We start from the raw sequence: 26,367 nt of genomic DNA, 5'->3' as shown, positions 1-26,367 counted from the left end.
AGGAGGTATAGCCATGGCATACAGCGACTACGGCGCGTTCGTGTACCTCAACGGCGAGCGCAGAACCGACAAGGAGGACGTAGGCGTATACGACACCGACGAGGGTTCCCTGCCTACTGGACTCCGCGTGTACGCGAACATCATGAAGCACCATGACGGATTCGAGTGGTTCGAGTTCTCGCACCATGGAGTCATGGGCGACGGCAATGTCCGCGTCGGGTGCTACAAGCAGGGTTGGCCGGAGGTCTACGAGTGGGAGGACGGCGAGGACAAGCCGACCATATACACGTTCGATGACCTTTCCCGCAAGTTCGGGTGGGACGGTTACGAGGAGTACGGCGACACGAGGTACGCCGCAGACGAGTACGACGAGGAGTTCGACTTCCTTGGATGGTACTTCCGCTTCTGGGGCGACGATACCGGCGGTACTCCGAGGTACGGGGCGACCATGAGCCGCGACGGAGAGACCTGGGAGTGCGACTACGACTGTATGTTTGGAGCTGGTTTCGATGACATTCACTAGCGAAGAGCGACGCGAGATGGCTGAGAACCTGCGACACCTGACCATCGGCCACTCCATCCAGTACAAGGAGCAGTTCTTCGACGAGCTTGCCGAGGTGGTGGTCGGCTTCGAGGACTACCATGACTTCGATGTTGTCCTCGATAAGCTCGCTGATCTCATTGACCCGGAAGGGGGAGACGATGATTAACGACGAGGAGCGCAAGCGAGCGGTGGCTGAGTTGCGCGAAGCATCGACCGGGGCATACCGCCACGTTGATTCACTCGACGTGATTGCAAACTCAATCGGCGTCGAGGTGGACGGCAAGTTCATTCACGAGGTTGAGAACGAGACGTACGCGGCCCTTGCAGACCTAATCGACCGTCCGACATGTCACAACGTCGCCGACTACACCAAGGAATCATTCAAGTGCTCAGAGTGCGGGTGCCGCGTGCTGGTGCCCGGCGACAGGCCGGACGGTGTGCTCGTCGTGACCTCCGAGGCGTTCCCAGTCGACTGGTACTCATGCCCGGTCTGCGGGGCGGTGGTGGTGGAAGATGAAGCGTATTAAGTTCGCAAGGCCGGTCGATTGCCCGACGTGCGGTGCGACCCCGTCGCACCAGAAGTGGAAGCCGCGCAAGCTGGTCTACACCAACGAGATGGTCGCGATAGGGGACGTCGACCCAGTCGACGCCGTCCACTGCCCTAGGTGCGACCTCGTCTTCGGCGTCGTGCATTACGAGCATGACGACACGTACATCACGAGCTGGACCGAGTTCGAGACTGTCCCACGGTATTGCCCGTGGTGTGGGGAGGATTTGACTGATGATTAGCGACGAGCAGCGCCGCGAGGCGGCGGCGAGCCTGCGCGGGTCGAGGGGCTTCTTCAACAGCCTGCCGAGGACCGTCCTCGAGCCGTTCATATTCGACATCTTCGAGCGCGTGCTCGAGTGCGTCGGCTATACGGAGGGCAACGTATTCGACTATCTCGCCGACCTCGTCGACCGCGGCGAGTGCGAGAACGTCTACGACGGGAGCGTCCAGGACTCGTGCGACAACGGCTTCCTGTGCTCGGTCTGCGGCTGCAAGGTCGAGGACGAGGAGCACTACCGCGTGAGCGGCGTCTGGAACTATTGCCCGCAGTGCGGGAGGAAGGTGCGGCATGGCTGACGAGATGAGGCCGGCGCCGTCGCCGTCCGTCGACCTGCGGAGACCGGATGGCCCCGCCGCGAGGGCCGCGGCCGCCATCATGGCCAACGCGGTGGCGAGCTTCAACGAGGCCCTCGTGCCCGTGCTGCGCGGCGTGAGGCGCGAGGCGAGGGCGCTCTGCAAGAGGCTCGACCCGAAATGGAGGCGCGCCCGGATTCGCGCGCTCAAGAGGTCCCGCCGCAACGTGGAGACGCTCAAGCGCGAGGGGAGGTGCAGGTGATGGCGACCGAGTACGTTCTGGACGCCGACAAGATCGCCCATTGGCGCATCGACAACCACGTCCCGCTGAAGCAGCTGGCGCGCGCCGCCGGGGTGAACCTCAGCAGCCTGAGCCATGCCATCAGCAACGGCAGGGAAGTGAAGATGAACCTGCTGCTCAATCTGGCGGAGGCGATGGGCGAAGACCCGCGCGACATCGTGAGGAAGAAGGTGGAGAGATGAGATTCGAGATAATCGAGCGCCACATCATCGACGTGCCTGACAGCGAGCTCACGGACGGCGAGCGCCCCTTGGGCAAGATGGCGCTCGTTGAGGTTCTCGACGTCATCGCGGAGAACCCGCACAGGTTCATCGAACGGTACGAGATGTACCGCGAGGAGGTGATCCGCCTTGGGGGCAAGCTGTGATCCGGGCTACAACCTCCCGGACGGATGCACCGGCGCGGCAATCGACAGGCACTTCGGCGAGGGCAAGCCCACTTGCGCCGAGTGCATCAAGATGTACGAGTGCTGCTGCGACTACGGCATCTGCGAGGTGGAGTTCGACGACGCCTTCCGGGAGAAGTTCGACGGGGCGGACGCGGAGCCGGGCGACGTCGCCTATTGGGCGCTCCCGTGGATAGCGGACCACATGAGGGACATGCAGGAGGAAGCGTGCGCCATGTTCTGTGGCTGATGCCGCTGGCGGCGCTCACCGCGCTGCTGGCGTGGGCGGCGAGGTCCGCATGGGCGCTCGTCGTGGTTCTGACCGTTCTCGTGCGCATGGCGTGCGGGTGGGATTGGAGGATTGAATGGACGAGATTGGAAGGCTGATCGGCAGGCTCATCGGGTGCCTCATCATGACGGTGCTCGTGTTGCTGTGCGTCGCCGCAGTGCTGTGGTGCATGCAGCTGGTCGTGGGGCTGGTCGCATGAGTGCGGGCGAGAGGGTGGCGCGGCAGCTCCGCGACGCCGCGGCCCTGCTGGAGTCCATGGCGGAAGACGTGGCGGGGGACATCGACGAGAGGTTCGTGCTGCCGCCCATAACGCTCACCATCAAGATAGGAAGCACCGACGAGACCCCGACCCTGTCGGTGAAGAAGGACTACCTCGTGAGGAAGCGCCTGGCATGACGTGGAGCTCCAACGGCAACGCCGAGCGCAAGCTCAAGGCGAGGCTCCGCGCCGAGGGCAGGCCGTGCCACATATGCGGACAGCCCATAGACTACAGCCTGCCGCCCGGCACGCCGTGGAGCTTCGAGGCCGACCACGTGGTGCCGAGGGCGAGGGGCGGCGCGGTGCTGGACTACGCGAACCTCGACGCGGCGCACCGCATCTGCAACCAGAGGAAGGGCAAGCACATGCCGGGCGACGCGAGGCCCGTCGAGATAAGGCGCACGAGGCTGTTCTGAACGTTATGGACAACTGAATAGGCGAGGCTGAAAAGCCTAATTGGAGGCGCGGTCGTTTGCTCGGCTGCGCCTCACTGCTTTTCTGGGGCGCTGAGCCGCAGATGGCGGGGGCATCGCCCCTCCCCGGGGGTGCACGGACACCCAACGCTGCCAGTACCGATTTCCCCCCGCCCCATGGCCCCAGGGCGGGGGTAGGCCGCGAATCTCACCCGCATCGCACAATGCGGGCACGAGAAAGGAGGCCGTGATGCCGGAGATGCCGGAATCGGTCGCATCCGACGACTATCAATCGCAGATCTGGGCGAGCGTCACCGCATCGGGGCGCTTCTCCGACGAGGACGCGCCGAACCTCGCACTGCTGTGCTACTGGCACGCCGTGGCGAAGGCCGCGGAGGATGCCATGAGCAAGGGCAAGTCCGTGAAGGTGCTCGACCCCGTCGGCTACAAGCCCGTCAAGGCGAAGAACGGCAGGCACGCCATCATGGAGCGCCCGCACCCCGCCGTGTCCGTGCTCAAGCAGGCGACCGCCGAGATACGCGCGCTCAACGAGCTGCTCGGGCTGTCGCGCAAGGCGGTGCCCATCCAGGTGCAGCAGGCGCGTCCGCAGAGCGATGGCGCTAGGGTGCTGAGCCTCATGTTCGCCGACCGCGAGCGCAAGGCCAAGGCGGCGGGCGCCTGATGGAGCCCAGGCAGACGCCGACATACGAGGCTAACGTCCCGGAGGATCTCAGCGGCGACGGCGAGATGGCCTGCGAGCTCGCGACCGCGTACTTCGGCGACCCGCTCCCGTGGCAGCCGTACCTGCTCGACGCGATGCTGGCCCGCGACGCGCGCGACAAGTACCTGCTGCGCACGCTGGGCATCTCCGTCCCGCGCCAGAACGGAAAGAGCTGGGTCGTGCGCGCAAGGTGCTTCTACGGCGCGCTCAACGGCGAGAAGATCCTGTACACCTGCCAGCACGGCGACACCTCCGACCAGATGTTCCAGGAGCTGTCCCAGCCATTCGAGGACGAGGACAACGAGGAGCTGCACGACCTGCTGCTCGCCGTGCGCAAGACCAACGGCCAGCAGGCCATCAGGCTCAGGAACGGCGGCCTCATCCGCTTCACGACGCGCACCGACTCGCTCGCGCGAGGCAAGACCTACGACGTGCTCATCTACGACGAGGCGCAGGAGCTGACCGAGAAGCAGCAGGCGGCATCGCTGCCCGCCATCTCCGCCAGCGCCACGCACAACCCGCAGACCATCTACCTCGGAACGCCGCCAGGCCCCGACAACGTCGGCACGGTGTTCCGCGACCTCCACGACGGCGTGCACGGCGGCGAGTCCGAGATGGCGTGGATAGAGTGGGGCGCGGACGAGATAGGCGACGTCCACGACGAGTCCCGCTGGTACGAGTACAACCCGTCCATGGGCACCGTGCTCAACTACGAGGCAGTCAAGGGCGAGTCCGAGCAGATGCAGCCTGACGTGTTCGCGCGCGAGCGACTCGGATGGTGGGCGAAGACGGGAGGCTCGCTCCTCTACGCCCTGTCCTCCAAGAAGTGGGACGGGTGCCGGCGCGACTCAGCGCCCACTGACGGAAAGCTCGCCTTCGGCGTGAAGTTCTCCGTGGACGGCTCCCGCGCCGCGGTGTCCTGGGCGCTCGCCGACAGGGACGGACCGTCCTACGTCGAGCTGTACGACGTGATGGGCGCTTCGGGCGGAACGGTCGCGATCTCGGACATGCTCCTGCGCAACCGAGACGAGATCGCGTGCGTCTGCATCGACGGCAAGTCCGGAGCGGACGCGCTCAAGCGGCGAATGCTCGACGGCGGCTTCAGCAAGTGCGCACTCGAGATGGGAACCCCGGCAATCGTGCAGGCTGCGGCGTCGATGCTCAAAGACGAGGTCGACTCGGGCACGCTCTCGCACATCGAGTCGCCGGCTCTCGACGACTCGGCGCGCAAGTCGCTCAAGCGCGACATCGGCAGGGACGGCTGGGGCTTCGCGGACGGCCCCGACTCCATCGCAGCCCCCATCGAGTCCGCATCGCTCGCCCTCTGGGCGGCTAGAACAACGAAACGAGACCCGCGAAGGGAACAGGAGGCCAGCTTCTGATGGCAGCAGTGAACATGGAACTGGCGGGGCAGGTAGCATCCGCCGCAGGCTTGGAGCCGGGGGACGCGGCGCTCGTCCGCGAGCTCATGACCGTTTGGCGCGAGCACAGAACGAGCAACCTCGAGCGCGAGGACTACTACCTCGGTCACGTGTCGGTGAAGGACCTCGGCATCGCCATGCCGGCGAGCCTCGCCAAGAAGATCAACCCACGCGTGGACTGGCCCCGCAAGGCCGTGCATGCACTCGCCGACCGCTCCATCTTCAACGGTTACACGTGCGCGGACGAGCAGACGAGCAAGGCCCTCCGCGCCATCTGCGAGTCGAACCAGCTGGAGCGCCTCTACCGCAAGAACCTCATCGGCGAGCTGAAGCACTGCTGCGGCTTCTGGACCGTGACGGACGGCGGCGGCTACCCGGTCATCTCGGCGTACCCCGCCACCGCGGCGGCGGCGCTCTGGGACGACGCTCGCAAGGCCATCAGGGCGGGCCTCGTCGTGGCTGAGTCCAAGAAGATGCCCGGCGACGCCGAGCGCGTGCCGACCGTGGTGCACCTGCTCACCGACGACAGCCTCGTGGTGCTCACGCGCGACGGCGGCTCGTGGGTAGCCGAGTACCGCGAGCACTCGATGGGACGCTGCCTCATGGAGCCGATGGCACACGGCGCGACGCTCGAGCGCCCCTTCGGCACCTCGCGCATCAGCCGCTCCGTCATGAGCATCACCGACGACGCCATCCGGCAGCGCGCCCGCATGGAGGTCGCCGCCGAGGCCGCGACCCTGCCGCAGACTTGGCTCTTGGGCACCTATAAGAAGATGCTCAACGACGGCAACAAGTACGACGCCTCGATGGGCGCGGTCAACGAGATCACCAAAGACCCCGACGGCGACAAGCCCACGGTCTGGCAGTCCGCGCAGCTCCAGATGGCCCCGCTCACAGAGTACCTGCGCCAACTCGCCTGCCAGATGTCGGCCGTGACCAACGTGCCGGTGAGCTTCTTCGGCGTGTCCAACGACAACCCGTCCTCCTCGGACGCTATCGCCGCGTCCCTGGAGCCCCTGGTCATCGACGCCAAGAACCTCAACCGCGACAACGGCACGGCGCTGCGCAACGTGGCCTACATGGCCCTCGCAGTGGCGAACGGCACCGACTTCGCGACCGAGCGCGACGCAGGGCATGAGATCAACCCGCGATTCCTCAGCCCGGCGTACCCGTCCACGGTGAGCCTGTCCGACGCGCTGCTCAAGCAGGTGCAGGCGCTCCCGAAGCTCGCCAACTCCACGGTGGCCTACGAGATGCTCGACTACACGGACGAGCAGATCCAGCGCATCGAGTCGGATGCCAAGAAGGCGCAGGCGAGCGCGGCTATCGCATCGCTGTTCGAGCCGAAGGAGGGCGAGAATGGCGGCGGTGCCGACTAGCCTGCTGGACGAGCTGACCGATGAGGTGAACGCGCTTTCGGCAGACGCCCAGGCGAAGGTGAGGCCGGCGCTCGAGTCCCTGCTATCGAGCTGGGAGCGCGGCGGTGGCGGCGATGTCGCCGCTCTCCGCGAGAGGGCGTACGAGACGATCGAGGCGGTGCTCGGGTACTACGCCGACACGTGCGCCGCCGCCAGGGCAGCCGAATACTACGACGCGGTCAGGGCGTCGCAGGGCTTCCCCGGGAAGTATCGGGCGGTCGCCGAGTCCATGCGAGACCCGGACGCCACGCTCGGCGCGGTGAGGTATTTCATCGGCAAGGTCGTCGAGGGCGCCCCCGAGGTGTTCGTCTCGCGGTGCGTCACGAGGGTCGACGAGGAGATCAGGCGTGCCGCCAACAGGTGCGTCGCCCACAACGCGCGCAAAGACCCGGCGAAGCCGTGGTACGCCCGCGTTCCCCGAGGCGAGACGTGCGGGTTCTGCCTCATGCTCGCGTCGTTCGGCTTCTACGCCAAGACCGAGGAGGCGGCCGAGCACTCGCACGCGCACTGCGACTGCCGAATCGTTCCCGGCTTCGACGGGGTGACGACGGTCAAGGGGTACGACCCTGACGGGATGTACGAGAGGTATAACGACTGCCTGGCCGCGCTCGGAGGCCGCGACGGCATCGCCTCCGATTGGTACGCAATGCCGGAGGACGAACGCGAAGCGCTCGTGAGGCGCCACGGCAACAAGGAGGGGAAGGCGTACACCGCCTACCTCAACAACCGCGTCGCATCCGAGATAGAGCTGCGCGACCCGTCTTGGTACGCCGGCGGCGAGCATAAGGGCATAACGTTCACGGACGATGCGGTGAGACGCGACAAGGTGAAGAGATGGAGGGTAGACCCCGGAGAGAGGAGAACCGCAGAGAAGCTGGCGACTCTGGGCTACAAGACCGAGTTCTGGGAAGACGAGGTGCACCTGAAGAGCGAGAACGCACAGGGAAAAACGACCGTAAGCCGCGCCGACCTGTCCACGGGCATCGAAATCAAGACCGTGTACACGTCGAAATCGGAGAACACGTTCAAGTCGCACATGAAGTCCGTGGCCAACAAGAGCGGAGTGCGGTTTGTCGTCTTCGACGTCAGCGAGAACAAGTCTGTCACCGACAGCCAAGCCGAAGCGTGGATACGCAAGTACATGAAGAGGTACGGAATCTCTGAAGTGCGGATGCTGGGGCACGACGGATCGCTCCAAACGATAAAAAAATAGGCGGGAGCTGCATGTCTCAATAGGTGAGTCAAACAGCTTCCGCCTGACCTCATCATACCGCATGGCCGCCCACGGGCGGCTTTTTTCATGCCGAAAAACGTCAAACAGGCCAAATCTCACGCCCGTAGGACACTGCCGCGCGACAGGGCCGCACGGCCCGAAACGCACATCTAAGGGGTTCGGCCGCACGGCTGGCCCGACGGGCCGCACGGTCCGGGAAAGGACGCGACATGGCAGAAGAGAACAACACGGAGCCCACGGGCGGTACGGAGCCCACGGGCGGTACGGAGCCGACCGGGGGCAAGGAGCCCGACTACAAGGCGCTCTACGAGGCCGAGAAGGCGCACTCCCGCAAGTGGGAGAAGCAGGCCAAGGCCAACAAGGGCGCGGCGAGCGCACTCGACGAGGCCAACCAAGCGAAGAAGACCGCCGACGAGAAGGTCGCGGAGCTCGAGAAGCGCCTGGACGCCAAGGAGAAGGCCGAGGCGCGAGCCAAGACCGCCGCCAAGGTCGCGCAGGAGAAGGGAGTCCCCGCGGACCTCATCGTCGGCGAGGACGAGGAGAGCATGGCCGCATGGTGCGACAAGATGCTCGCCGCATTCAAGACAAAGCCCGCGCCGCGAGTGGAGAAGCCCGGCAGCTTCGACAAGGGCGGCAAGGGCGGGGACGAGGCGCTGCGAGACTTCGCCAAGCGCCTCCTGAAGTAAGCCAAACCCGAAGAAAGGCACAGAAATGGCTGCAAACGACACCCAGAAAATCAAGCTGCCGTCCAGCGTGGTCTCCACCATCATCGGCAAGGTGAAGGACACCTCCACCATCGCCACGCTGAGCCCCAGCACGCCGCAGAAGTTCGCCGACACGACCTATCTCGTGTTCAACCCGACCGCAGAGGCCGAGGTCGTCGCCGAGGGCGGCAAGAAGTCCGGCTCCGAGATCTCCACCGACCCCGTGGTCGCAAAGCGCGCCAAGATCGTCACGACCACGCGCGTCTCCGACGAGCTGAAGTGGGCCGACGAGGACAACCAGCTGGAGATCATCTCCAACATCATCGCCGACCAGACCGCCGCCGCGGGCCGCGCGCTCGACTACATCATCTACCACGCCATCAACCCCAAGACGGGCCTCGCCCTCAGCGGCTACACCGCCCTGACCGCTGACAAGGACGTCCACAGCGTCGCCAAGACCGACTCCCCGGTCGACGACATCGACTCCCTCTCCGACGCCCTGCTCGACTACGGCATCAACGGCATCGCCATGAGCCGCCAGTTCGCCTCCGAGCTGCGCAAGCTGCGCGTCCCGGCCACCGGACAGCGCCTGTACCCCGAGGTGCCGCTGTCCCTCAACGTGGGCAACCTCGACGGCATCCCCGCCTCCGTGTCCGGCACCGTGAACGGCCGTCTCGCCAAGACCCCGACCAAGGTCTCCGCGATCATGGGCGACTTCTCCGCCATCAAGTGGGGCATGGTCCGCGACATCACCGCCGAGGTCATCGAGTACGGCGACCCCGACAACACCGGTCAAGACCTGAAGGGCTACAACCAGATCGCCTACCGCACCGAGGCCGTCCTTGCATACGCGGTACTCGACCCGAAGGCCTTCGCCGTCCTCAAGAGCGCCTAGGGGGTACCGAGATGGCTCATCTAGTCCAGAAGTTCATCGTGGAGGACGCGGGCAAGGCGTCCAGCATCCTCCCGCAGCACGTTGCGCTCGTGTCCCCCGACGGCAAGCCGCTCGTGCTGCCCAAGAAGGTCGCCAACCCCGGCGCCAGTCCGACCGTCGCGAAGGTCGTGCAGGCCCTCATCGACGCCGGGATCATGGAGGCCGAGTAGCCATGGCCGCGCTCGCCAGCGTGGACGACTACAAGGCCCGCTACGGCGAGCCCGCGGACTCGGCGCGCACCGAGGCGCTGCTGCAGGACGCATCCGACCTGTTGCTCGCGGCATTCGAGGACCGAATCGGCGAGTACGCCGAGGGGGCGTGCCCGGCGTTCGACCGCGCCGCCCCCGCCGTGTGCTGCCTGCTCGTCAACCGCGTGCTCTCGGCACCGTCCGCGATGGCCGGCGCCACGCAGTACAGCCAGGGGGCCGGAATCTACACCGCATCGGTGACCTACGGCTCGGCGCTCGGCGAGATGTACCTAGGCAAGAGCGACCTCAGGCGCCTCGGCCTCACCGGTCAGGCGCTCGGGTCGCTCACGCCGCTGGAGAGGGGAGGGGTGACCGAATGATGTGCCTCATCTCCGGCGAGACCGTGACCGTGCGTAATGCAGCCCAGTCATTCGACGAGCTTGGCGAGCCTACCGGCGAGACGGTGTCCGAGGAGGCGGTCGACAACGTCGTGGTGTGCCCCGGCGCGACCGCCGACCTCGACTCGACGCGCCCGAACGGCGTGACGGTCGCCTACACGCTCTGCTTCCCGAAGGGCGCGGACGTTGACCTCAAGGACGCGACGGTCACGGTGCGCGGCACCGACTACAAGGTGGTCGGCGACCCCAAGCGATACACCGCGGCCAATTCTCCCGGTCCCTGGGACCTCACCTGCGAGGTGACCCGAACCGATGGCTAAGGCGAAGTGCGAGGTCAAGATCAAGTGGAGGGGCTGGAACCGCGGCGGATACGCCGAGGTCATGAACGGTGGGGGCGTGCAGGCCATGCTCACCGAGAAGGCCAACGCCGCCGCTGCCGCATGCAACTCCACGTTCACGCCGAAGTACGGCGAGAGCGGTTACAGCACCGCGACCATAGGCGGCTCGCTTGCGAGAGGCCGCGTCGTCTACACGGACAGCAAACACGCCAACGTGAGCGAGCGCAGGCATAACCGACTGCAATCGGCATTCGGAGGTGACTGATGGACATCGAGAGGGTGGTCGCCAAGCGACTCATGGACGCGACCGGAATCAAGTGCGTGCCCGACGTGCCGCGCGAGAGACCGGATGAGTTCGTCCAGGTCACCCTTGCCGCCACGAGCGCGACACGGTTCATCCAGTCCCCGCGAGTGCTCGCCACGTCGTGGGCGAAGACCCGCAGGCGCGCACGCGAAATCGCCGAGGCCGTCGAGCGGGCGTGCGCCGCCATCGAGGACGAGCCGAACGTGTTCTCGGCCGTTCCCGACGGCACGTACCGATGGGACGACCCTGACACGGGGACTCCCAGATACCAGACGAACATCAACCTGACCATCTGCGAATAAGGAGCAATCATGGCAGAAAGCAACAAGAACAACGTCGCCAACGTCTCCAGCGCCAAGGGAGTAAAGGGCGGCTACATCTTCACCGCGCCCGCCGAAACGGCGCTGCCGACCGACTACAGGACCGCGCTGCCCGAGGCGTGGAAATGCCTCGGCTACATCAGCGAGGACGGCTACGTCGAGACGCTCGACAGCGACTCCGAGGACATCAAGGACATGAACGGCGACCTCATGGCGTCGCCGCAGACCTCCCGCGTCGAGAGCGCGCAGCTCACGCTCGCCGAGATCAAGGCCGTGACCCTCAAGGTCATGTACGGCTCCGGCAACGTCAAGGACGAGGCCGGCATGATCACCGTCAAGCACAACGGCGACTCCACTGAGACATGGCCCGCCGTGCTCGAGCTCGTGCTCAAGGACGGCCGCCGCTGGCGCAAGGTCGTGCCGCTCGCCCAGTCCTCCGAGCTGGACGACCTCACCCTCGCCGTGGGCGAGCTCGCCGCGCGCGCCCTCACGGTCAAGTACCTCACCGACGATGCCGGCAACACCTGCTACGACTACATCCAGTCCACCGAGACCTCGGAGGGCAAGTAATGACCGAGCTCACGTTCACCATCCCCGGTATCGACGGCGAGTTCACCGCCGACCTCGACGAGCTGCTCAGCTACAAGACGAACAAGCAGTTCGCCAAGAGCGAGACCGAGCCGGGCGGGATGTTCGAGGCCTTCGAGCGCGTCTTCGCGGGCCGCGACGAGGAGTACATGGAGCGCCTCGGCGGCTCCGTCGAGTCCACGGGCGTGCTCATGCAGGCCGCATTCGAGGCGGCGAAGGCAAAAAACTCCCAGGATTCGTCCTCGAGCTCGAAGGGCACCGTGCAGAAGTCGTAGCGGATTTCCGCCAGTACTACGGCATCGACCTCCCGCTCGAGGGCGGACCGGACGACCTCCGGCGCGCCGCCCTCCTGTGGGAGCAGCTGCCGGAGGAGTCGAGGTGCGCGTGCCGCATGTACCCGGAGCTCAAGTGGAGCGAGGAGACGTACATGCTCTGGCGCATCGAGCACCAGCTCAGGAGCCTCGCGTGGGGGCTGAGCGACAAGAAGCACCGGCCGCCGCAGGAACCGCAGCCGCTCAAGACGCCCGGGCAGCTCGCGGAGCTCAAGAGGCACCAGCGCAACGCCCTCGCGAACAGGGCGGAAATCGACGAGATTTTAGGATTAGGAGGACGGGATGGCGACTAGCGTAGGCTCGGCATGCATCACGCTCATGCCGTCCATGAAGGGCTTCGCCGGCAGCATCTGCTCGGAGTTCGGCGACACGGGCTCCAAGGCCGGAAAGTCATTCGGCGACTCGATGGCCTCCGGCGTGGACGGCGGGGTCAAGCGCTCGGGCGGGCTGCTGAGCGGGCTCGGCACCGTCGCAAGGGGCGTGGGCACCGTCGCCGCGGCTGGCATGGGCGCGCTCACCACGGCGGTGACCGCAATCGGCGGCGCTGCGGTATCCGCATACGCCGACTACGAGCAGCTGGTCGGTGGCGTCGATACGCTCTTCGGCTCCGCGTCCGGCAAACTGCAGGGATACGCCGCGGATGCGTACAAGACGTGCGGCATGAGCGCAAACCAATACATGACCCAGGCGACCAGCTTCGCCGCATCGCTCGTGAGCTCGTGCGGCGGCGACGTGGCGAAGGCCGCCGAGTCCGCCAACACGGCGATGGGCGACATGGCGGACAACGTCAACAAGATGGGCTCGGACATGGCCGACGTCCAGAACGCCTACCAAGGTTTTGCCAAGCAAAACTACACGATGCTGGACAACCTGAAGCTGGGCTACGGCGGCACGAAGTCCGAGATGGAGCGACTCATCGCGGACGCCAACAAGCTGCGCGCGGCGCAGGGCAAGACCGCCGACCTCACCATCGACAGCTACGCCGACGTGGTCGAGGCCATCCACACCGTGCAGTCCGAGATGGGCATCACCGGCACGACCTCCAAGGAGGCCGCGACGACCATCTCCGGCTCCATCGGCATGGCCAAGGCATCATGGGAGAACTTCCTCACCGGTCTGGGCCGAGACGACGTGGACTTCTCGCAGCTCACCGAGCAGCTGCTCACGTCCGTCGGCGCGGTCGCCAAGAACATCGCGCCGCGCGTTGCGCAGATCGGGCAGGGCATCATCAAGGCGCTCCCCGCGGCGCTCTCCGGCATCGCGTCGGTGCTCACGCCCATCGTGTCCGAGGCGCTCGCCACGGCGTGGAACATCGCCGTCGGGGCGCTCGCCGGCATCGGGATCAAGCTGCCGAAGGTGGACTCCTCGCAGATCTGCTCGGCGCTTCAGGCCATCCTCGGCGTGGCCACGTCCGTCGGTAACGGCATCAAGGCGGCAATCGGGTTCATCGCGCCGCTCATCGCGCCAATCGGCACGGCGCTGCTCAACATCGCGCAGGCCGTGCTGCCGGTGCTTTCCACCGGCATACAGGTGGTGCTCGGCATCGTGCAGGCGCTGTCGCCGGTCATCGGCTTCCTGGTCGGTGTTATCGCGGACGTAATGACGACCGTCTCGCAGCTCGTCGCCATCGCCATGCCCGCCGTGCAGTCCGTGCTGTCCGCCGTGCTGGCGGCGATGCCGCTCATCCAGGGCGCGATTCAGGTGGCGATGGGCATCATCTCCGCCGTCTGGAACGCGGTCTGGCCGGTGATCTCCGCTGTCCTGACTGGCGTGATGGACGCAATCTCTACTGCCGTCCAGGTCGCGATGGCCGTGGTGCAGACAGTCATCTCCACGGTGACCGCCGCGATAAGCGGCGACTGGGACACGGTCTGGAACACCATCAAATCGGTAGCCGAGCTCGTCTGGTCTCAGATTGAGTTCGCCGTTCGAGCGGCCATCGGGGTCGTCGAGTCCGTGATAACGTCAACGCTCGATGGAATCAGCTCGATTTGGTCGAGCGTGTGGGACACCGTCCGCGACTTCGCCGAGGTGGTCTGGGGACGCATCAAGTTCGCCGTCAACTCGGCGATAAATCAGGTCAGCGGCGTGATCAGCTCCGTGCTCAACAGCATCAGCTCCACGTGGTCGAGCATGTGGGGGAGCATCAAGAGCGCCTGCTCGTCCATCTGGGAGGGCATCAAGAGCGCGGCGTCCAACGGAATCAACTCCGTCTACAGGACCGTCACGAGCATCAAGGGCAAGATCACCGGGTTCTTCTCGGGTGCGCGCAACTGGCTCTTCAACTCCGGCAAGTCGATACTCAACGGCCTGAAGGACGGCATCATGTCCGCTATCGGCTCGGTGACCTCAGCGGTCTCAGGTGCAGTCTCAAGAATCCGCTCCTTCTTCCCGTTCTCGCCGGCAAAGGTCGGCCCCTTCTCCGGGCACGGCTACACGACCTTCTCGGGCAAGGCCCTCATGCAGGGCTGGGCGCAGGGCATCGGCTCCGGCACCGGCACCGTGGTCTCCGCCATCAGCGGCGCCATGGACACCGCGCAGGGGATGCTCTCGACGGGCCTGACCGTCGCGCCGTCCGCTGTCTACACTCCGGCGCGTCCCGAGGAGGATTCCGACGACGCCCTCGCCGGCATCCTGTCCGTCCTCGAGCAGATCCGGGACAAGGACGGAAACCTGTACATCGACTCGGAGCGCGTCTCCTCCGCCATCGCGATGCGCGGCAGGCACACGCTCGCCGCAAGGGGGTTCGCATGATATTCGGCGGAATCGACCTAACGCCGTACCTGCTGGTGACCAAGGTCACGAGACCGATTGTCCCCAAGGTGCGGCTCGATGAGACCGAGGTCCCCGGCATGGACGGCACACACGTCCGCGCCACGGGCCTCGAGCCCGTCGAGATAGCGGTCGACTGCAACATCGTCGGCGGCTCCCTCGACGAGGTCGCCGAGGCAAGGGCCGTGCTCGCCTCGGCGCTGTCCGGCGGCGAGAAGGCCCTCGTGCTCGACGACGCTCCCGAGCGCTACATGCTCGCGCGCTACAGGGGAGGGGCGGAGCAGGGGCGCAACGCGCACATGCCGAATCTCACGCTCGGGTTCTACTGTGCAGACCCCGCCGCCTACGGGCAGCGGCGCTCCGAGCAGGTGTCGGCATCCCAGCGCGCCGTCGCCGCCGGGGGCAACTACAGGGCCTACCCTACGGTCACGTGCAAGCCACCGGCAGGCTCGAGCTGGACAATCACCAACGTCTCGACCGGGCAGTTCGTCCGCGTCGAGGCGTCGTTCACGGGCGCACAGACCGTCGTGCTGGACATGCGCGCCGAGCGCTGCACAGTCAACGGCGCGGACTGGCCCGTGACCGTCGCGAGCGACTTCTTCTCGCTCGACGGCGTGCAGCTGATCAAGACGAGCGGCGGCACCGCGACGCTCGAATGGGAGGAGAGGTGGCTCTAGGTGCGAATTGACGTGTACACGTGGCAGGACGCCTATGTATCGACAATCGGCCCCGATGAGCTGCTCGCCCTCACCCATACCGACGAGCTCAACGGCGAGGACAGCGTGGACATCGCCACGACCTTCGCGCTCAAGCAGGGCTACCGCCTCGTGTGGGCCGACCGCCTCGGAGAGGTCCACGAGCACGTCTGCCAAGACCCCAAGGGCCTCCACGCCGGAGGCGATACGGTCTACACGGACACAGCGATCAACTCCATCTGCGAGACGTACGGCGACTACATCGAGGACAAGAGGCCCTACGGCTACGGCTTCCTCCAGGCGCTGAACGTCTGCCTGGAGCCGACCCGCTGGACCGCCGGAACTGTCGACCAGCCCGGTACCGTCGACAAGGGCCTGACCTTCTACCATACCAACTCACGCGAGTCGCTCAAGTCCATCCTGGAGTGCGGCGGCGAGCTGGAGACGGAGATCGCGGTATCCGGCGGCAAGGTGTCCTCTCGCAAGGTGGGCATCCGCTCGCATCGCGGCGCGAAGGGCGGTCACCGCAGATTCACCTACACCAAGGACCTCGCGTCAGTCTCGCGCACCGAGCACTACGGCGCGATAACAGCCTGCTACGGCTACGGCAAGGGAATTGAGACGGATACTGGCGGCTACGGCCGCAAGCTGACCTTCGGCGAAATCAACAACGGCAAGAACTACGTGGAGGACGCGACCGCGCTCAAGCTCTACGGTCGACCCGACGGCAGGGGCGGTCACGCCCACGTCTTCGGGCAGTATGAGAACTCGAACTGCGAGGACGCGGCGACCCTGCTCGCCGAGACCCGCGCATATCTCGACTCCCATAAGGAGCCGGGAATGACCTACGAGGCCGACGCCGTCGACCTCGTGCAGTTCGGGCGCGAGTGGGAGGGCGTCGCCGTGGGCGACGACGTCCAGATCGTCGACACGTGCTTCAGCCCGGCGCTGCGCTGCGAGGGCCGCGTGACCAAGCTCGTCACCGACGAGCTGGGCGGCTCCATGCGCGTGACGCTCGGGAACGTGACCGAGACAATCACGGACATGTTGCTGGCGCAGCAGCAGAAAGTGTCCAGCCTGTCGAAGCGCTCGTCCAGCTGGGACGTGGCGGCATCGACGCCGCCGTCGTACCTCCAGCAGGTCATGGACGCGATGAACACACAGTTCAACATGTCCGGCAGCAGCTACACCTTCACCAGCTTCGAGCAGGGGACAATCTACGCATCCGTGCCCATGGACGCAAACGGCCGCTCGACCACGGGCAAGGGCAGCGCCATGCAGCTGTGCTCCCAGGGCTTCCGCATCGCCTCCGGCTGCAAGGCCGACGGCTCGTGGGACTGGCGCACCTTCGGCACCGGCGCGGGCTTCACCGCCGACCTCATCACGGTCGGCACGCTCATGGGCGACCTGATCAAGGCCGGCACCATCCAGGACAGGAGCGGCAAGAACTACTGGAACCTCGACGAGAGCGAAGTCCATCTAGGCCCCGGCGCCAAGCTCGACGGCAAGGACATCGCCGTCGCCGATGCCGTGATCGCGTCGGTGGATGTGGAGTACGCCCAGGGCGCATCGCGCGTCACCGAGCCGCAGAGCGGTTGGCAGACCACCGCTCCTCAATGGGTTTCAGGAAAATACATCTGGACGCGCACAAAGACCACCATGCAGTCGGGCGACATCGAGTACAGCGAGCCCGTATGCATCAGTGGTCGTGACGGCGTTGACGGCGCGAACGGTGCCGACGGCAAGGACGGCGCGCGCGGTCCTGCAGGAAAGGACGGCGTGTCGACTTATTTCCATCGTGCATACGCCACGAGCGCCGACGGCAGGCAGGGATTCAGCACCTCCTACGGCTCCGGAAAGACTTACCTCGGCACCTACGTCGACAGCGTCAAGGCCGACTCGACCGATCCGGCGAAGTACCAGTGGTCGCTCATTAAGGGTGCCGACGGCGAGGACGGCGTCCCCGGCAAGAACGGTACCGACGGCAAGACCTACTACCTGCACATCGCCTATGCGACCAATGCGGACGGCAAGCAGGGCTTCAGCGTCTCCTACGGCGCTGGCAAGACCTATATCGGCCAGTGCGTCGACCTTAACGTTAAAGACCCGACAGACCCGTCTGCCTACACCTGGTCGAAGATTAAGGGCGAGACGGGTACCGGCGTGAGCGGCATCGTGGAGCAGTACTACCTGTCAACGAGCTCCACGGCGCAGTCCGGCGGCAGCTGGTCGGAGGCGCAGCCTGCGTGGAGTAAGGGCAAGTACATCTGGACGCGAAGCAAGGTCGCGTGGACGGACGGCTCGACCACCTACACCGCGCCGTGCCTCGCCAAGGCCATCAACGGCAGCAACCAGATGGCCGGCAGCGCCATCGCGGCGCGCGTGAAGCTCTACGCCAAGAATCAATCGGACAGCGTGCCGCCGATTAATGCGCAGAACCCAGAGCTGGGATGGTCCGAGGACCTCCCGCAATGGTCGAACGGATACTTCGTCTGGTCGATGGAGCGCGTCACCTACGGCGACGGCAGCGTCACCCACACGGCGCCGGTGCTGGAGGCCGCGTACAACAAGGCCTACCAGAGCGCGCACGACCTCACGGGCTCGCTCAATGGCCTCGACACGACGGTGCAGGACCTCGCAAGGGACGGCGTTGTGACCGAGGCCGAGGCGGCGGCGGTCAAGAAGGCCAAGCAGGACGTGGACAAGGAGCGCGAGGAGCTCACGAGCCAATACAACGCTCTGAAGTCCAACAAGGCGCTCAGCGCGCAGTTCCTCTCGTCCGTCCTCGGCCCCCGCTACACCAAGGCCTTCGGCACGACCGATGAGGGCGGCACGTACGGCGCCTACACCGACAAGGTCGACAAGGTGCTCATGTGCAAGACCGCCGAGGAGCTCAAGGACGCCATGTACGAGTACGACGCGGCCTACGGCGCCTACTCGACCGCCGTGAAGGACTACGCCGATGCCGCGACCGGGGCGCGCCACGCCATCGAGCAGAAGAACGCGTCGGACTACGCCGACGGCATCCTGAGCGCCTACGACGAGCAGATGGACCAGAAGGCCCTCTTCGACCGCCTGACAAAAGGCGGCACCGAGCAGGGCATCTACATGCAGAACGACAGGGTGTACATCAACGCCTCGTACATGGCCACCGGCACCATCGCGGACGCCAAGGGCCGCAGCTCGTGGAACCTCAAGGAGGGCGTGCTGAACACCAACTACATGACCGCGAAGAACATCACGGCGAGCGGCACCTTCTCGTGCGGTGGGAGCTCGTACTACACGAAGCTGAACAACGTCGGTCAGATGGAGGGGTACCGCACGAAAGGCGGGGCCTCGTCCACCTCGCGGGTCGGCTACATCGACTTCTCGTCGTCCATGTACGACAAGTCCGACGGAACGACGAGATACGGCCTCCAGCTCCAGGCGGAAGGCTCGGTTCGCATCAGCTCCCCGAAAATCTCCGTCAGGGCCACGAGCGACACGTCGGTGACCACATTCCACGGCTCGACCGGGAAGTACTACCCGGTCGGCTTCACCTACCCACCGGGTGAAGGGTGGGATACCGCGAACCTCGTGTCGATGGAGACTGAGTTCATCAACGGAATCTGCATACGCAACTTGGGATAGGAGGAAGAAATGACCGATGAGATGGAGAAGGCGACGAACCGCATCGTCGCCTACCTGCTGCACGACCCGATCGGCAACTGCGAGGGGTACGTCTCGGACTACGACACCGACCTGCTCGCAAAGGCGCAGGAGGGCGGCATGATCGTCATAGCCGAGCACGAGGACGGAAGGCGCGAGGTCGTCGACGCGAAGGACGTCAAGGAGCCCAATCCGGCAATCAACGGCGTCGCGGTGGTACTCCCGCCCTACGTCGACAAGCGCACGGCGGCCACGGTGGCGTGCTTCGATGCGCTCTCGGCCATCGTCGACCCGCAGCCGGTCACGGCCGACGAGACGGGGGAGGGAGCCGAGGCCGTCGACCCGGTCGAGGCCTTCAGGGCCGCGCTCGCCGCGCTCAAGGCGTTGGAGGCCAAGGAATGATCACACATGCTATAGCGCTCGACATGCGCAAGCGCCCGGGCACCGTCCCGCAGCGCGTCACCGTGCGCCGGGGCGAGACCCAGACCCAGCGGGTGACCGCGACACTCACCACGGACGGCGCCGCCTACAGCCCGGCATACCAGTCCGCGCGCCTGTGCGTGCTCCACGCCGACGGCACGTGGGCTCGCTGCGCGGCGACCGTGGGCACGGCCTCGGTGAGCGCCACGCTGGCGCCGGAGGCCGTCAACGGCACCGGCAAATGCCGCCTGGCCTACTTCGAGTTCTACGCCAACGGGGCCTCCGAGACTACCGAGGACTTCGCGCTCGTCATCCTGGGAAATGTGGACGGGACAACAGGGCCTGCCGTCAGCTACGACCAGGAGCTCGACGAGCTCTACAGGAAGTGGAGCACTGAACTATCTCGGCTCGGTCAATCCGCGTTCGATGCGGCATCCGCCGCTAGCGGTGCGGCGTCGAGGGCCGATGCGGCGGCAAGCGCGGCATTGCAGATCGCGAACGCGGCGGCGCAAGGCGCCGCCGGCGAGTCCGACATCGCCGAGCTGCGCCGCCAGAACGGCCAGCTCGCGACGATGCTCGCCGACGCGACAGACAAGTTCATCTACATGGACGGCACGGTCTACTGCCCTGCCGGCAAGGCGTCGGTATCCGGGGACACGGTGACGTTCGGCAGCACGTGCTCGGTATCGGGCGGCACGGTAACCCTTTCCTAAGGAGGATAAATGGCAAATGCAAAGACGCTGGTCGTAGGAGGCCAGCCGCTCAACGTCATCGACGATACCGCGCGCAGCAACGCGCAGACGGCGCTCAACAACGCCGAGTACAACCGCCAGGGCCAAATCGGCAAGTACGGCGGGCAGAACATCGCCGCCATCCTGGCGGGAGAGATCGGCAGCGGCAGCGTGTACGACGCGCTGCATAAGCGCATCGCCGCCGCGAACTTCGCGGGCCTGCGCGTGGGCGACTACCTGGACGTGCCGCTTGTGAGCGCATCCGCCGTCACCACACAGCAATCTGTGCGGTTCCTGCTTGCCCACATCGACCCGTACCTATACTGCGGCGACAACAGCAAGGGACACCACATCGCCTTCGTGGCCTCCGCGCCCATCGCCGTGGCCAAGACCGTGACCGGCGTTGCCAACGACAGCTTCCTGATGTGGAACACCACCAACACGAACCAGGGCACCGCCGACCGGAAATGCCCCTACCCCAACAGCAACCTCAAGGCGTGGGAGACGGCCTTCGAGGCGTGCCTGCCCGAGGGGCTGACCAAGTACCTGCTTACCCAGCGCGTGCTGCTTGAGGAGCGGTACAGCGCCAGCGGCGCGCTCAACGACTCCAACTCGTGGAGCTGGCAGGATATCGGCAAGGTGTTCTCGCTGTCGGAGATGGAGGTGTACGGCTGCCCCGTGTGGGGGACGAAAGGCTACAGCGTGGGCTTCGACTGCCAGTTTGACCTGTTCCGAGACACGGCGCACCGAGTCAACGGAAATCGGTACGATTGGTGGCTGCGTTCCGTTGCGTCGGGCTCCGCGTCCGACGTGTGCTATGTCTACAGCTACGGCACTGCCTACTGCGCCTCGGCGGCGGACGTCTGGGTTCGCCCCCGCCCCGGCTTCCTCGTCGGCTAGCCAGCCGAGTGCTCTATACTCTGCTTTTAGGCGACCGCCTTGCGCGGTCGCCTCCTGCCCGCGTAGCGGGCCGTTTTTTCGACAGTTTCCCCAGGAGGTGCACGTGAGCGGCGTCTACCAGCGCAACCGCGAGGTGTCCGAGTACAAGTTCTTCACACAGGCCATCGCCATCCGCGTGGAGGTTAATAAGCTGATGGCGTCCTCCTCAGTAGTGCCCAAGGCCTACAGGCTGCTGAACGCGGTGCCGACCGTGGAGACGGCGCGCAGCATCGTGTACAACGTCAACCGCGCCGACTGCTTCTATCCCAACAGCTCGTTCAACGCGCTGGAGAGAAAACGCTACCTGACGCTGGCCATAGCGGACTGCGAGCAGCTTATGCTGGACATGCAGTGCCTCATGGATATCGGCCTGCCCGTGAACGCCAACCGCTTCGAGGAGCTGGCGGCCATGGTCGAGGAGGAGATCAAGCTGCTAAAGGGCGCGCGCAAGAACGTGCGCGTCACCGGCAAGAAGTCCACCGAGGAGCGCATAGCCGAGGCCGAGGCCGAGCTAGAGCGCCTGCGTTCGCTATAATGGACGGCGGTCGCGCCTTGTTTATCGGTACAATTGGTGGCTGCGTTCCGTTGCGTCGGGCTCCGCGTCCAACGTGTGCTATGTCAACAACAACGGCAATGCCAACTACAACTCGGCGACGAACGTCTGGGTTCGCCCCCGCCCCGGATTCCCTTATTGCCAGACCGAGTAGGCCCCAGGGCCGAAAGCAGAGCGCGAAGAGGAAGGAAGGCGCGACCGTCGGGCATGCGCCCGTAAATACGCACCCCGCGAGGGTGGCCGGACGCTGCTTGCATGGCGCGGCGCTCCGTGGCTTCGCCGCGTTTCATGGCCATACCTCAAGCGGCTGCCAGAGCCACATTGCAAGCCGCGCGGGGTGCCTCCTGTGAACTCCGAGCAAAGGCGGGCGGCGCGCCGCAAGCGCCGCGAGGAGAAGCGCGCGCAGGCCAAGGCCGAGCGCGTCAAGGCGTGCACGCTTGATACCGTGGCCGACCTCAACAGCCTGTGCAAGGCATCGAAGCAGGCCGCGCGCGGCGTGATGTGGAAGGCATCCACGCAGCGATACATGAAAAGCTACCTGCGCAACGCCGTCCTGTCCCGTCGCGACCTTTTGGAGGGGCGCGACATATGCCGGGGCTTCATACGGTTCGACCTGTGGGAGCGCGGAAAGCTGCGCCATATCAGCGCCGTACACTTCCCCGAGCGCGTTGTGCAGAAGTCGCTGTCGCAGAACGCGCTCGTTCCCGCCATAGTCCCCACTCTCATAGCCGCCAACTCCGCGAACATAAAGGGGCGCGGCACCGACTACGCCCTGAAGCTGCTCAAGCGCCACCTGGCCGACAACTGGAGGAGGCACGGCGGCGATGGCTACATACTGCTCGGCGACTTCTCCGACTACTTCGCCCGCATAGCGCACGGCCCCGTCAAGGAGCAGGTGGCTGCCGCGCTGCTCGATCCGCGGGTAATCGACCTTGAGCACCGTCTGATTGACGCGCAGGGCGAGGTGGGCCTGGGGCTGGGCAGCGAGCCGAACCAGATATGCGCGGTGGCGCACCCCAACCGCATCGACCACTACGTGACCGAGATGCTGCGCCCCGAGGCGTACGGGCGGTACATGGACGACTTCTACCTCATACACGAGAGCAAGGAGTACCTGCAGGTGTGCCTGCTGCTGATAGGGCGCAAGTGCGCCGAGCTGGGCATAGAGCTGAACCCGCGCAAGACCCGCATGGTGAAGCTGTCGCGCGGCTTCACGTGGCTGAAGAAGCGCATCTTCTACACGGAGACGGGCCGCATAGTCGTGAAGCCGTGCCGAGACTCCATAACGCGGGAGCGCCGCAAGCTCAAGAAGATGGCCCGCATGGTCGCCGATGGCGTCATGACCCCCGAGCAGGTGGAGCAGAGCTACCAGAGCTGGCGCGGCGGCATGAAACGGCTGGACGCGCACCGCAGCGTGCGGGCCATGGACGCGCTGTACCGCAGCCTGTTCGGAAATCTCGCGCAGGGGGGGGGTGCTCCATGCAGGCCAACCAGAGGGACGATTCAAACGGAAGCAAGCCCTAGCAATAGCGGAGAACCGGCAACTCAAAGCAGCGGCCTAAGCGAAGCGGCTGCGAAATAACAGAAGCATCGAAGGCGTGCTGCGGCGCGCCTTCTTCCTTTGCGCCCATCAAAGCGGCTCGCCAATCTCACGGCGCTAATACGATGGCGGCACATTCCCCGACAAGAGAGGAGTCCGCATGGACACTGAGGAAGACACGCCGCGCCCCAACGAGCTTCAAGATGGCACCATGGCCGAGGTCAACGCCCTGCGCGATCTGCTGTCGCAGATCGGCGACCCCGACGCGGCGCACGACGCGGGCGTTATCGACGATGACGAGTACGCTGAGCGGAAGGCGCGAAAGCTCGCTTACACCGCGGCGCTCGCCGCCTACGACAGCGGCGAGACGCCCGACGTGTCGGCGCTGTTCGACCAGATGCGCGAGCAGGCGTCGCAGCCGACGCAGACCGAGCAGAACACTGCAAACATCGACTACCTGCTCATGACGGTCGGAGGTGACCAGTAATGCCGACGAAGAAGACCGACGAGCACTCCAAGCACTTCGCGCTCGTCAAGAAGTACTACGACCGACCTCTTTGGAGCAAGGCACGAGTGCATAAGGCAGTCGAGTGCAAGTGGATTACCGCCGACGAGTACAAGGAGATCACCGGCGAGGAGTACACGGCCGAATAGGCGGAAGGAGGTCGCTCAGGATGGAAGTGCTCAAGCTCTTTGCGCCATATGGGCCGGGATGGCTCGGTGGCGTCCTTCTCGGCCTCATAGCGTTCTACTTCGGCCGCCAGTTTTTGGATGAATACAAAAGGCAGAACGAACGCAAGGCCGGCATCGACCTGAAGCGCGAGGAGCGCAAGCAGGCGGAGGTCGACGAGCGCGCGCAGCGCGACCGCGAGCGATCCGAGATGGAGGGCCGCATCGCCGCGCAGATGGAGCGCAGCAACAGCCTCATGGAGGCGATGAAGACGCTCATGGAGTCAGTCGTCACGTCGAACGAGGTGCTGCACGCCGACTTGGCGCACAGCCAGGCGAGGAGCCAGGGCATGGCGGAGAAGGTCGACCACATCTGCGACCGCGTCGACCTGATCTACAGCAAGGAATCCGACAGATAGGAGCAATCGAATGAATGAGATCCAGGCGGGGCTCACGGTGTGCACGGTGCTGGTCGTGCCGTACATCGTGCAGGCCATCAAGACGAAGGCGATGACGGGCAATGTCGCCCGCTGGACGGCCATCGCCGTCTCGGCGGGATGTGGCGCCCTCACGGCCATGTCGGGCGGCGTCCCGACCGAACCCTCGGCATGGGTTACGTCCATCTTCGCCGCTGTCGGCGGCGTACAGGTGGCCTATGCGGCCTTCAAATCAGTCGGCATCACGGACAAATGGCTGGACGCCCTGCTGGCGCTCGGCGACATCAAGGAGGACTAACATGGCAGACTTTGCGAACGTCCAGCCGGACGAGTACAAGCTTCTGGGGCGCAACTTCTCCGCAGGTCGCCCGTTCGGCATCAAGGGCGTCACGATCCACCACATGGCCGGCGACCTCAACGCCAGCCAGTGCAACGGCACCTGGGGCGCCAACGGCTGTTCTGCCCACTACTCGGTTGACCGCAACGGCTACATCGTGCAGCACGTCAACGACACCGACCGCGCCTACGCCTGCGGCGACGGAATTGGCACCGGGCGCGGCAACGACACCACCATCAGCATCGAGCACGCGAACAGCGGCAGCAACCCGTGGACGGTTCACGAGAAGGCAATCGAGAGCGGCGCGCACCTCGTCGCTGCCCTGTGCCTGTACTACAACCTCGGTCGCCCCGAGTGGTGCAAGAACGTGTTCCCGCACCGCTATTGGAGTGCCACGGCTTGCCCCGGCGAGCTTGCGGGCTCCCAGCGCGACCATTACATGCAGCGCGCTCAGGCGTGGTACGACGCGATGAAGGGCGGCAAGGCACCCGCCCCCTCCACCACCGCTAAGCCTGTCACAGCAAAGCCCGCTCAGGCGGCATCTGGCGGCTTCTCAAAAGCATCTGGCAAGCGTATCCCCGTCCATTACTCCCTCCACCTCAAGGGCGGCGGCTGGCTGGACGAGGTGACCGACTTCGGCGCTGGGGACAACGGCTTTGCAGGGTATCCGTGCCGACAGCACGACTTGCTGTGCGCACGCGTCGACCGCGGCACGCTGAAGTACCAGGTGCATACCATCGAGGACGGCTGGCTCGACTGGGTCGCCAAGGGCGACCGCAATGACACCGTGAACGGCTGTGCTGGCATCGCCGGCCACACCATCGACGGCGTGCGCATGTACTACGTGACCCCGGGCGGCGAGGAGTACAAGCAGGCGTGGTATCGCTCACAGACCACCGCACGTGCCGGATGGCTCGATACCGTGTGCGACGACGGCTCCACCTACGGCGGCGACGACTACGCCGGTTTCTACGGCGAGCCGCTCGACCGACTCCAGGTCTGCGTCACCGACGGCAACCCGTACTAGCATGATTGCGTTGGCATTCGTGCTCGGCTCGCTCTTCGGCGGCGCCGTGGCGACAATCGGCCTGTGTCTCGTGAGCATAAACCGGCATTAGCCGCAGCCCGCTCGGGTTATCCCGGGCGGGTTTTTCTCGAGAAAAGGTGTCGCTACGCCGCCCGTGGTATCCTGAGCAGCACGACGGTCCCAACGGCGCAGATCTCGGTTCTAGAATCTATGCAGACGGGGCACCAGAGAAATATCGAGCCCGGTACCGCTACGGTGCCGGGCTCTTCTGGTCTAAGGGCAGGATTCGAGCCGTCGACACCCGCGTCACTCATTTCCCCGCGGGGGAGTTTTCGAATCCGCCCGGGGGCACCAGAGGAATATCGAGCCCGGTACCGCTACGGTGC

39 protein-coding genes and 1 pseudogene are annotated in these 26,367 nt (G+C 65.4%); all 40 read left to right on the top strand.

Annotated features, from left to right (window positions below; genetic code table 11):
* Nucleotides 1–13 precede the first annotated feature (13 nt).
* Nucleotides 14–523: a hypothetical protein gene (locus KTF55_RS02135; RefSeq protein ID WP_217107450.1), complete on the top strand. Its 510-nt coding sequence runs from the start codon at nucleotides 14–16 to the stop codon at nucleotides 521–523.
* Complete coding sequence (locus tag KTF55_RS02130; RefSeq protein ID WP_147356478.1) at nucleotides 510–710, top strand: hypothetical protein; 201 nt, start codon at nucleotides 510–512, stop codon at nucleotides 708–710. Before KTF55_RS02135 ends, KTF55_RS02130 begins: the two co-directional genes overlap by 14 nt.
* Complete coding sequence (locus KTF55_RS02125) at nucleotides 703–1,071, top strand: hypothetical protein (protein WP_161160819.1); 369 nt, start codon at nucleotides 703–705, stop codon at nucleotides 1,069–1,071. Before KTF55_RS02130 ends, KTF55_RS02125 begins: the two co-directional genes overlap by 8 nt.
* Nucleotides 1,058–1,333, top strand: a complete 276-nt coding sequence (locus KTF55_RS02120) for a hypothetical protein (protein WP_195234070.1) — start codon at nucleotides 1,058–1,060, stop codon at nucleotides 1,331–1,333. The genes KTF55_RS02125 and KTF55_RS02120 overlap by 14 nt, the downstream gene beginning before the upstream one ends.
* Nucleotides 1,326–1,670: a hypothetical protein gene (locus KTF55_RS02115; RefSeq protein ID WP_195234072.1), complete on the top strand. Its 345-nt coding sequence runs from the start codon at nucleotides 1,326–1,328 to the stop codon at nucleotides 1,668–1,670. Before KTF55_RS02120 ends, KTF55_RS02115 begins: the two co-directional genes overlap by 8 nt.
* Entirely contained in the window at nucleotides 1,663–1,929 is a 267-nt protein-coding gene (locus tag KTF55_RS02110) for a hypothetical protein (protein ID WP_217107451.1), read from the top strand. Before KTF55_RS02115 ends, KTF55_RS02110 begins: the two co-directional genes overlap by 8 nt.
* Nucleotides 1,929–2,150, top strand: a complete 222-nt coding sequence (locus KTF55_RS02105; RefSeq protein ID WP_195234077.1) for a helix-turn-helix transcriptional regulator — start codon at nucleotides 1,929–1,931, stop codon at nucleotides 2,148–2,150. The genes KTF55_RS02110 and KTF55_RS02105 overlap by 1 nt, the downstream gene beginning before the upstream one ends.
* A complete protein-coding gene (locus tag KTF55_RS02100) occupies nucleotides 2,147–2,335 on the top strand; it encodes a hypothetical protein (protein ID WP_217107452.1) in 189 nt (62 codons plus the stop codon). The genes KTF55_RS02105 and KTF55_RS02100 overlap by 4 nt, the downstream gene beginning before the upstream one ends.
* On the top strand, nucleotides 2,319–2,603 hold the full coding sequence (locus tag KTF55_RS02095) for a hypothetical protein (protein WP_161160825.1): 285 nt from the start codon (nucleotides 2,319–2,321) through the stop codon (nucleotides 2,601–2,603). The genes KTF55_RS02100 and KTF55_RS02095 overlap by 17 nt, the downstream gene beginning before the upstream one ends.
* Nucleotides 2,604–2,718: 115 nt before the next feature.
* Nucleotides 2,719–2,841, top strand: coding sequence for a hypothetical protein (locus KTF55_RS10030; RefSeq protein WP_256441494.1), 123 nt, complete (start codon nucleotides 2,719–2,721; stop codon nucleotides 2,839–2,841).
* Nucleotides 2,838–3,038, top strand: coding sequence for a hypothetical protein (locus KTF55_RS02090; protein WP_217107453.1), 201 nt, complete (start codon nucleotides 2,838–2,840; stop codon nucleotides 3,036–3,038). Before KTF55_RS10030 ends, KTF55_RS02090 begins: the two co-directional genes overlap by 4 nt.
* Nucleotides 3,035–3,316 carry an HNH endonuclease gene (locus KTF55_RS02085; protein ID WP_118205783.1) on the top strand — a complete coding sequence of 94 codons (282 nt, stop codon included), beginning with the start codon at nucleotides 3,035–3,037 and terminating at the stop codon, nucleotides 3,314–3,316. The genes KTF55_RS02090 and KTF55_RS02085 overlap by 4 nt, the downstream gene beginning before the upstream one ends.
* 256 nt (nucleotides 3,317–3,572) lie before the next feature.
* Nucleotides 3,573–3,995 carry a P27 family phage terminase small subunit gene (locus KTF55_RS02080; RefSeq protein WP_217107454.1) on the top strand — a complete coding sequence of 141 codons (423 nt, stop codon included), beginning with the start codon at nucleotides 3,573–3,575 and terminating at the stop codon, nucleotides 3,993–3,995.
* Entirely contained in the window at nucleotides 3,995–5,416 is a 1,422-nt protein-coding gene (locus KTF55_RS02075; protein ID WP_217107455.1) for a terminase large subunit, read from the top strand. Before KTF55_RS02080 ends, KTF55_RS02075 begins: the two co-directional genes overlap by 1 nt.
* Nucleotides 5,416–6,834 carry a phage portal protein gene (locus KTF55_RS02070; RefSeq protein ID WP_217107456.1) on the top strand — a complete coding sequence of 473 codons (1,419 nt, stop codon included), beginning with the start codon at nucleotides 5,416–5,418 and terminating at the stop codon, nucleotides 6,832–6,834. Before KTF55_RS02075 ends, KTF55_RS02070 begins: the two co-directional genes overlap by 1 nt.
* Nucleotides 6,815–8,086, top strand: a complete 1,272-nt coding sequence (locus tag KTF55_RS02065) for a hypothetical protein (protein WP_217107457.1) — start codon at nucleotides 6,815–6,817, stop codon at nucleotides 8,084–8,086. Before KTF55_RS02070 ends, KTF55_RS02065 begins: the two co-directional genes overlap by 20 nt.
* A gap of 230 nt (nucleotides 8,087–8,316) precedes the next feature.
* Complete coding sequence (locus tag KTF55_RS02060) at nucleotides 8,317–8,793, top strand: hypothetical protein (protein ID WP_217107458.1); 477 nt, start codon at nucleotides 8,317–8,319, stop codon at nucleotides 8,791–8,793.
* A 25-nt stretch (nucleotides 8,794–8,818) separates the two neighbouring features.
* On the top strand, nucleotides 8,819–9,706 hold the full coding sequence (locus tag KTF55_RS02055; protein ID WP_217107459.1) for a phage major capsid protein: 888 nt from the start codon (nucleotides 8,819–8,821) through the stop codon (nucleotides 9,704–9,706).
* A gap of 11 nt (nucleotides 9,707–9,717) precedes the next feature.
* Nucleotides 9,718–9,915 (top strand): hypothetical protein, encoded by a 198-nt coding sequence (locus KTF55_RS02050; RefSeq protein ID WP_217107460.1) that lies wholly within the window; start codon nucleotides 9,718–9,720, stop codon nucleotides 9,913–9,915.
* Nucleotides 9,916–9,917: 2 nt separating this feature from the next.
* Nucleotides 9,918–10,313: a Gp19/Gp15/Gp42 family protein gene (locus KTF55_RS02045; protein ID WP_217107461.1), complete on the top strand. Its 396-nt coding sequence runs from the start codon at nucleotides 9,918–9,920 to the stop codon at nucleotides 10,311–10,313.
* Nucleotides 10,310–10,651 (top strand): hypothetical protein, encoded by a 342-nt coding sequence (locus KTF55_RS02040; RefSeq protein WP_217107462.1) that lies wholly within the window; start codon nucleotides 10,310–10,312, stop codon nucleotides 10,649–10,651. Before KTF55_RS02045 ends, KTF55_RS02040 begins: the two co-directional genes overlap by 4 nt.
* Entirely contained in the window at nucleotides 10,644–10,934 is a 291-nt protein-coding gene (locus KTF55_RS02035; protein WP_217107463.1) for a hypothetical protein, read from the top strand. The genes KTF55_RS02040 and KTF55_RS02035 overlap by 8 nt, the downstream gene beginning before the upstream one ends.
* Entirely contained in the window at nucleotides 10,934–11,275 is a 342-nt protein-coding gene (locus tag KTF55_RS02030) for a hypothetical protein (protein WP_118205772.1), read from the top strand. The genes KTF55_RS02035 and KTF55_RS02030 overlap by 1 nt, the downstream gene beginning before the upstream one ends.
* A gap of 9 nt (nucleotides 11,276–11,284) precedes the next feature.
* Nucleotides 11,285–11,863, top strand: a complete 579-nt coding sequence (locus tag KTF55_RS02025) for a hypothetical protein (RefSeq protein ID WP_217107464.1) — start codon at nucleotides 11,285–11,287, stop codon at nucleotides 11,861–11,863.
* Nucleotides 11,863–12,156 carry a hypothetical protein gene (locus KTF55_RS02020; RefSeq protein WP_217107465.1) on the top strand — a complete coding sequence of 98 codons (294 nt, stop codon included), beginning with the start codon at nucleotides 11,863–11,865 and terminating at the stop codon, nucleotides 12,154–12,156. Before KTF55_RS02025 ends, KTF55_RS02020 begins: the two co-directional genes overlap by 1 nt.
* Before the next feature lie 152 nt (nucleotides 12,157–12,308).
* Nucleotides 12,309–12,506, top strand: coding sequence for a hypothetical protein (locus tag KTF55_RS02015; RefSeq protein ID WP_147356477.1), 198 nt, complete (start codon nucleotides 12,309–12,311; stop codon nucleotides 12,504–12,506).
* On the top strand, nucleotides 12,496–14,967 hold the full coding sequence (locus tag KTF55_RS02010) for a hypothetical protein (protein WP_217107466.1): 2,472 nt from the start codon (nucleotides 12,496–12,498) through the stop codon (nucleotides 14,965–14,967). Before KTF55_RS02015 ends, KTF55_RS02010 begins: the two co-directional genes overlap by 11 nt.
* A complete protein-coding gene (locus KTF55_RS02005; RefSeq protein WP_217107467.1) occupies nucleotides 14,964–15,662 on the top strand; it encodes a distal tail protein Dit in 699 nt (232 codons plus the stop codon). Before KTF55_RS02010 ends, KTF55_RS02005 begins: the two co-directional genes overlap by 4 nt.
* A 12-nt stretch (nucleotides 15,663–15,674) precedes the next feature.
* Nucleotides 15,675–19,310, top strand: a complete 3,636-nt coding sequence (locus KTF55_RS02000; protein ID WP_217107468.1) for a phage tail protein — start codon at nucleotides 15,675–15,677, stop codon at nucleotides 19,308–19,310.
* Between the two features lie 9 nt (nucleotides 19,311–19,319).
* Nucleotides 19,320–19,730: a hypothetical protein gene (locus KTF55_RS01995; RefSeq protein WP_217107469.1), complete on the top strand. Its 411-nt coding sequence runs from the start codon at nucleotides 19,320–19,322 to the stop codon at nucleotides 19,728–19,730.
* Nucleotides 19,727–20,461, top strand: coding sequence for a hypothetical protein (locus KTF55_RS01990; RefSeq protein ID WP_217107470.1), 735 nt, complete (start codon nucleotides 19,727–19,729; stop codon nucleotides 20,459–20,461). The genes KTF55_RS01995 and KTF55_RS01990 overlap by 4 nt, the downstream gene beginning before the upstream one ends.
* Nucleotides 20,462–20,470: 9 nt before the next feature.
* A complete protein-coding gene (locus tag KTF55_RS01985; RefSeq protein WP_217108521.1) occupies nucleotides 20,471–21,379 on the top strand; it encodes a DUF6273 domain-containing protein in 909 nt (302 codons plus the stop codon).
* A 103-nt stretch (nucleotides 21,380–21,482) separates the two neighbouring features.
* On the top strand, nucleotides 21,483–21,953 hold the full coding sequence (locus KTF55_RS01980) for a hypothetical protein (protein ID WP_199669199.1): 471 nt from the start codon (nucleotides 21,483–21,485) through the stop codon (nucleotides 21,951–21,953).
* A 34-nt stretch (nucleotides 21,954–21,987) separates the two neighbouring features.
* Nucleotides 21,988–22,125, top strand: a pseudogene (locus KTF55_RS10115) (DUF6273 domain-containing protein); the annotation flags it as partial.
* Between the two features lie 192 nt (nucleotides 22,126–22,317).
* Nucleotides 22,318–23,553 carry an RNA-directed DNA polymerase gene (locus KTF55_RS01975; RefSeq protein ID WP_371814727.1) on the top strand — a complete coding sequence of 412 codons (1,236 nt, stop codon included), beginning with the start codon at nucleotides 22,318–22,320 and terminating at the stop codon, nucleotides 23,551–23,553.
* Nucleotides 23,554–23,671: 118 nt separating this feature from the next.
* Nucleotides 23,672–23,998, top strand: a complete 327-nt coding sequence (locus KTF55_RS01970) for a hypothetical protein (RefSeq protein ID WP_217107473.1) — start codon at nucleotides 23,672–23,674, stop codon at nucleotides 23,996–23,998.
* On the top strand, nucleotides 23,998–24,165 hold the full coding sequence (locus tag KTF55_RS01965) for an XkdX family protein (RefSeq protein WP_117743573.1): 168 nt from the start codon (nucleotides 23,998–24,000) through the stop codon (nucleotides 24,163–24,165). Before KTF55_RS01970 ends, KTF55_RS01965 begins: the two co-directional genes overlap by 1 nt.
* A 20-nt stretch (nucleotides 24,166–24,185) precedes the next feature.
* Complete coding sequence (locus tag KTF55_RS01960) at nucleotides 24,186–24,599, top strand: hypothetical protein (RefSeq protein WP_217107474.1); 414 nt, start codon at nucleotides 24,186–24,188, stop codon at nucleotides 24,597–24,599.
* Between the two features lie 10 nt (nucleotides 24,600–24,609).
* A complete protein-coding gene (locus KTF55_RS01955) occupies nucleotides 24,610–24,915 on the top strand; it encodes a hypothetical protein (RefSeq protein WP_161160241.1) in 306 nt (101 codons plus the stop codon).
* 1 nt (nucleotide 24,916) lies between these two features.
* Nucleotides 24,917–25,981 carry a peptidoglycan recognition family protein gene (locus KTF55_RS01950; protein WP_217107475.1) on the top strand — a complete coding sequence of 355 codons (1,065 nt, stop codon included), beginning with the start codon at nucleotides 24,917–24,919 and terminating at the stop codon, nucleotides 25,979–25,981.
* The last annotated feature ends 386 nt before the right edge of the window (nucleotides 25,982–26,367 follow it).

Source organism: Collinsella sp. MSK.8.10 (assembly GCF_019041915.1).
GTDB lineage: Bacteria > Actinomycetota > Coriobacteriia > Coriobacteriales > Coriobacteriaceae > Collinsella.
The sequence above is the reverse complement of the archived record's forward strand: the minus strand, read 5'-3'. Positions and strand labels throughout refer to the sequence as shown.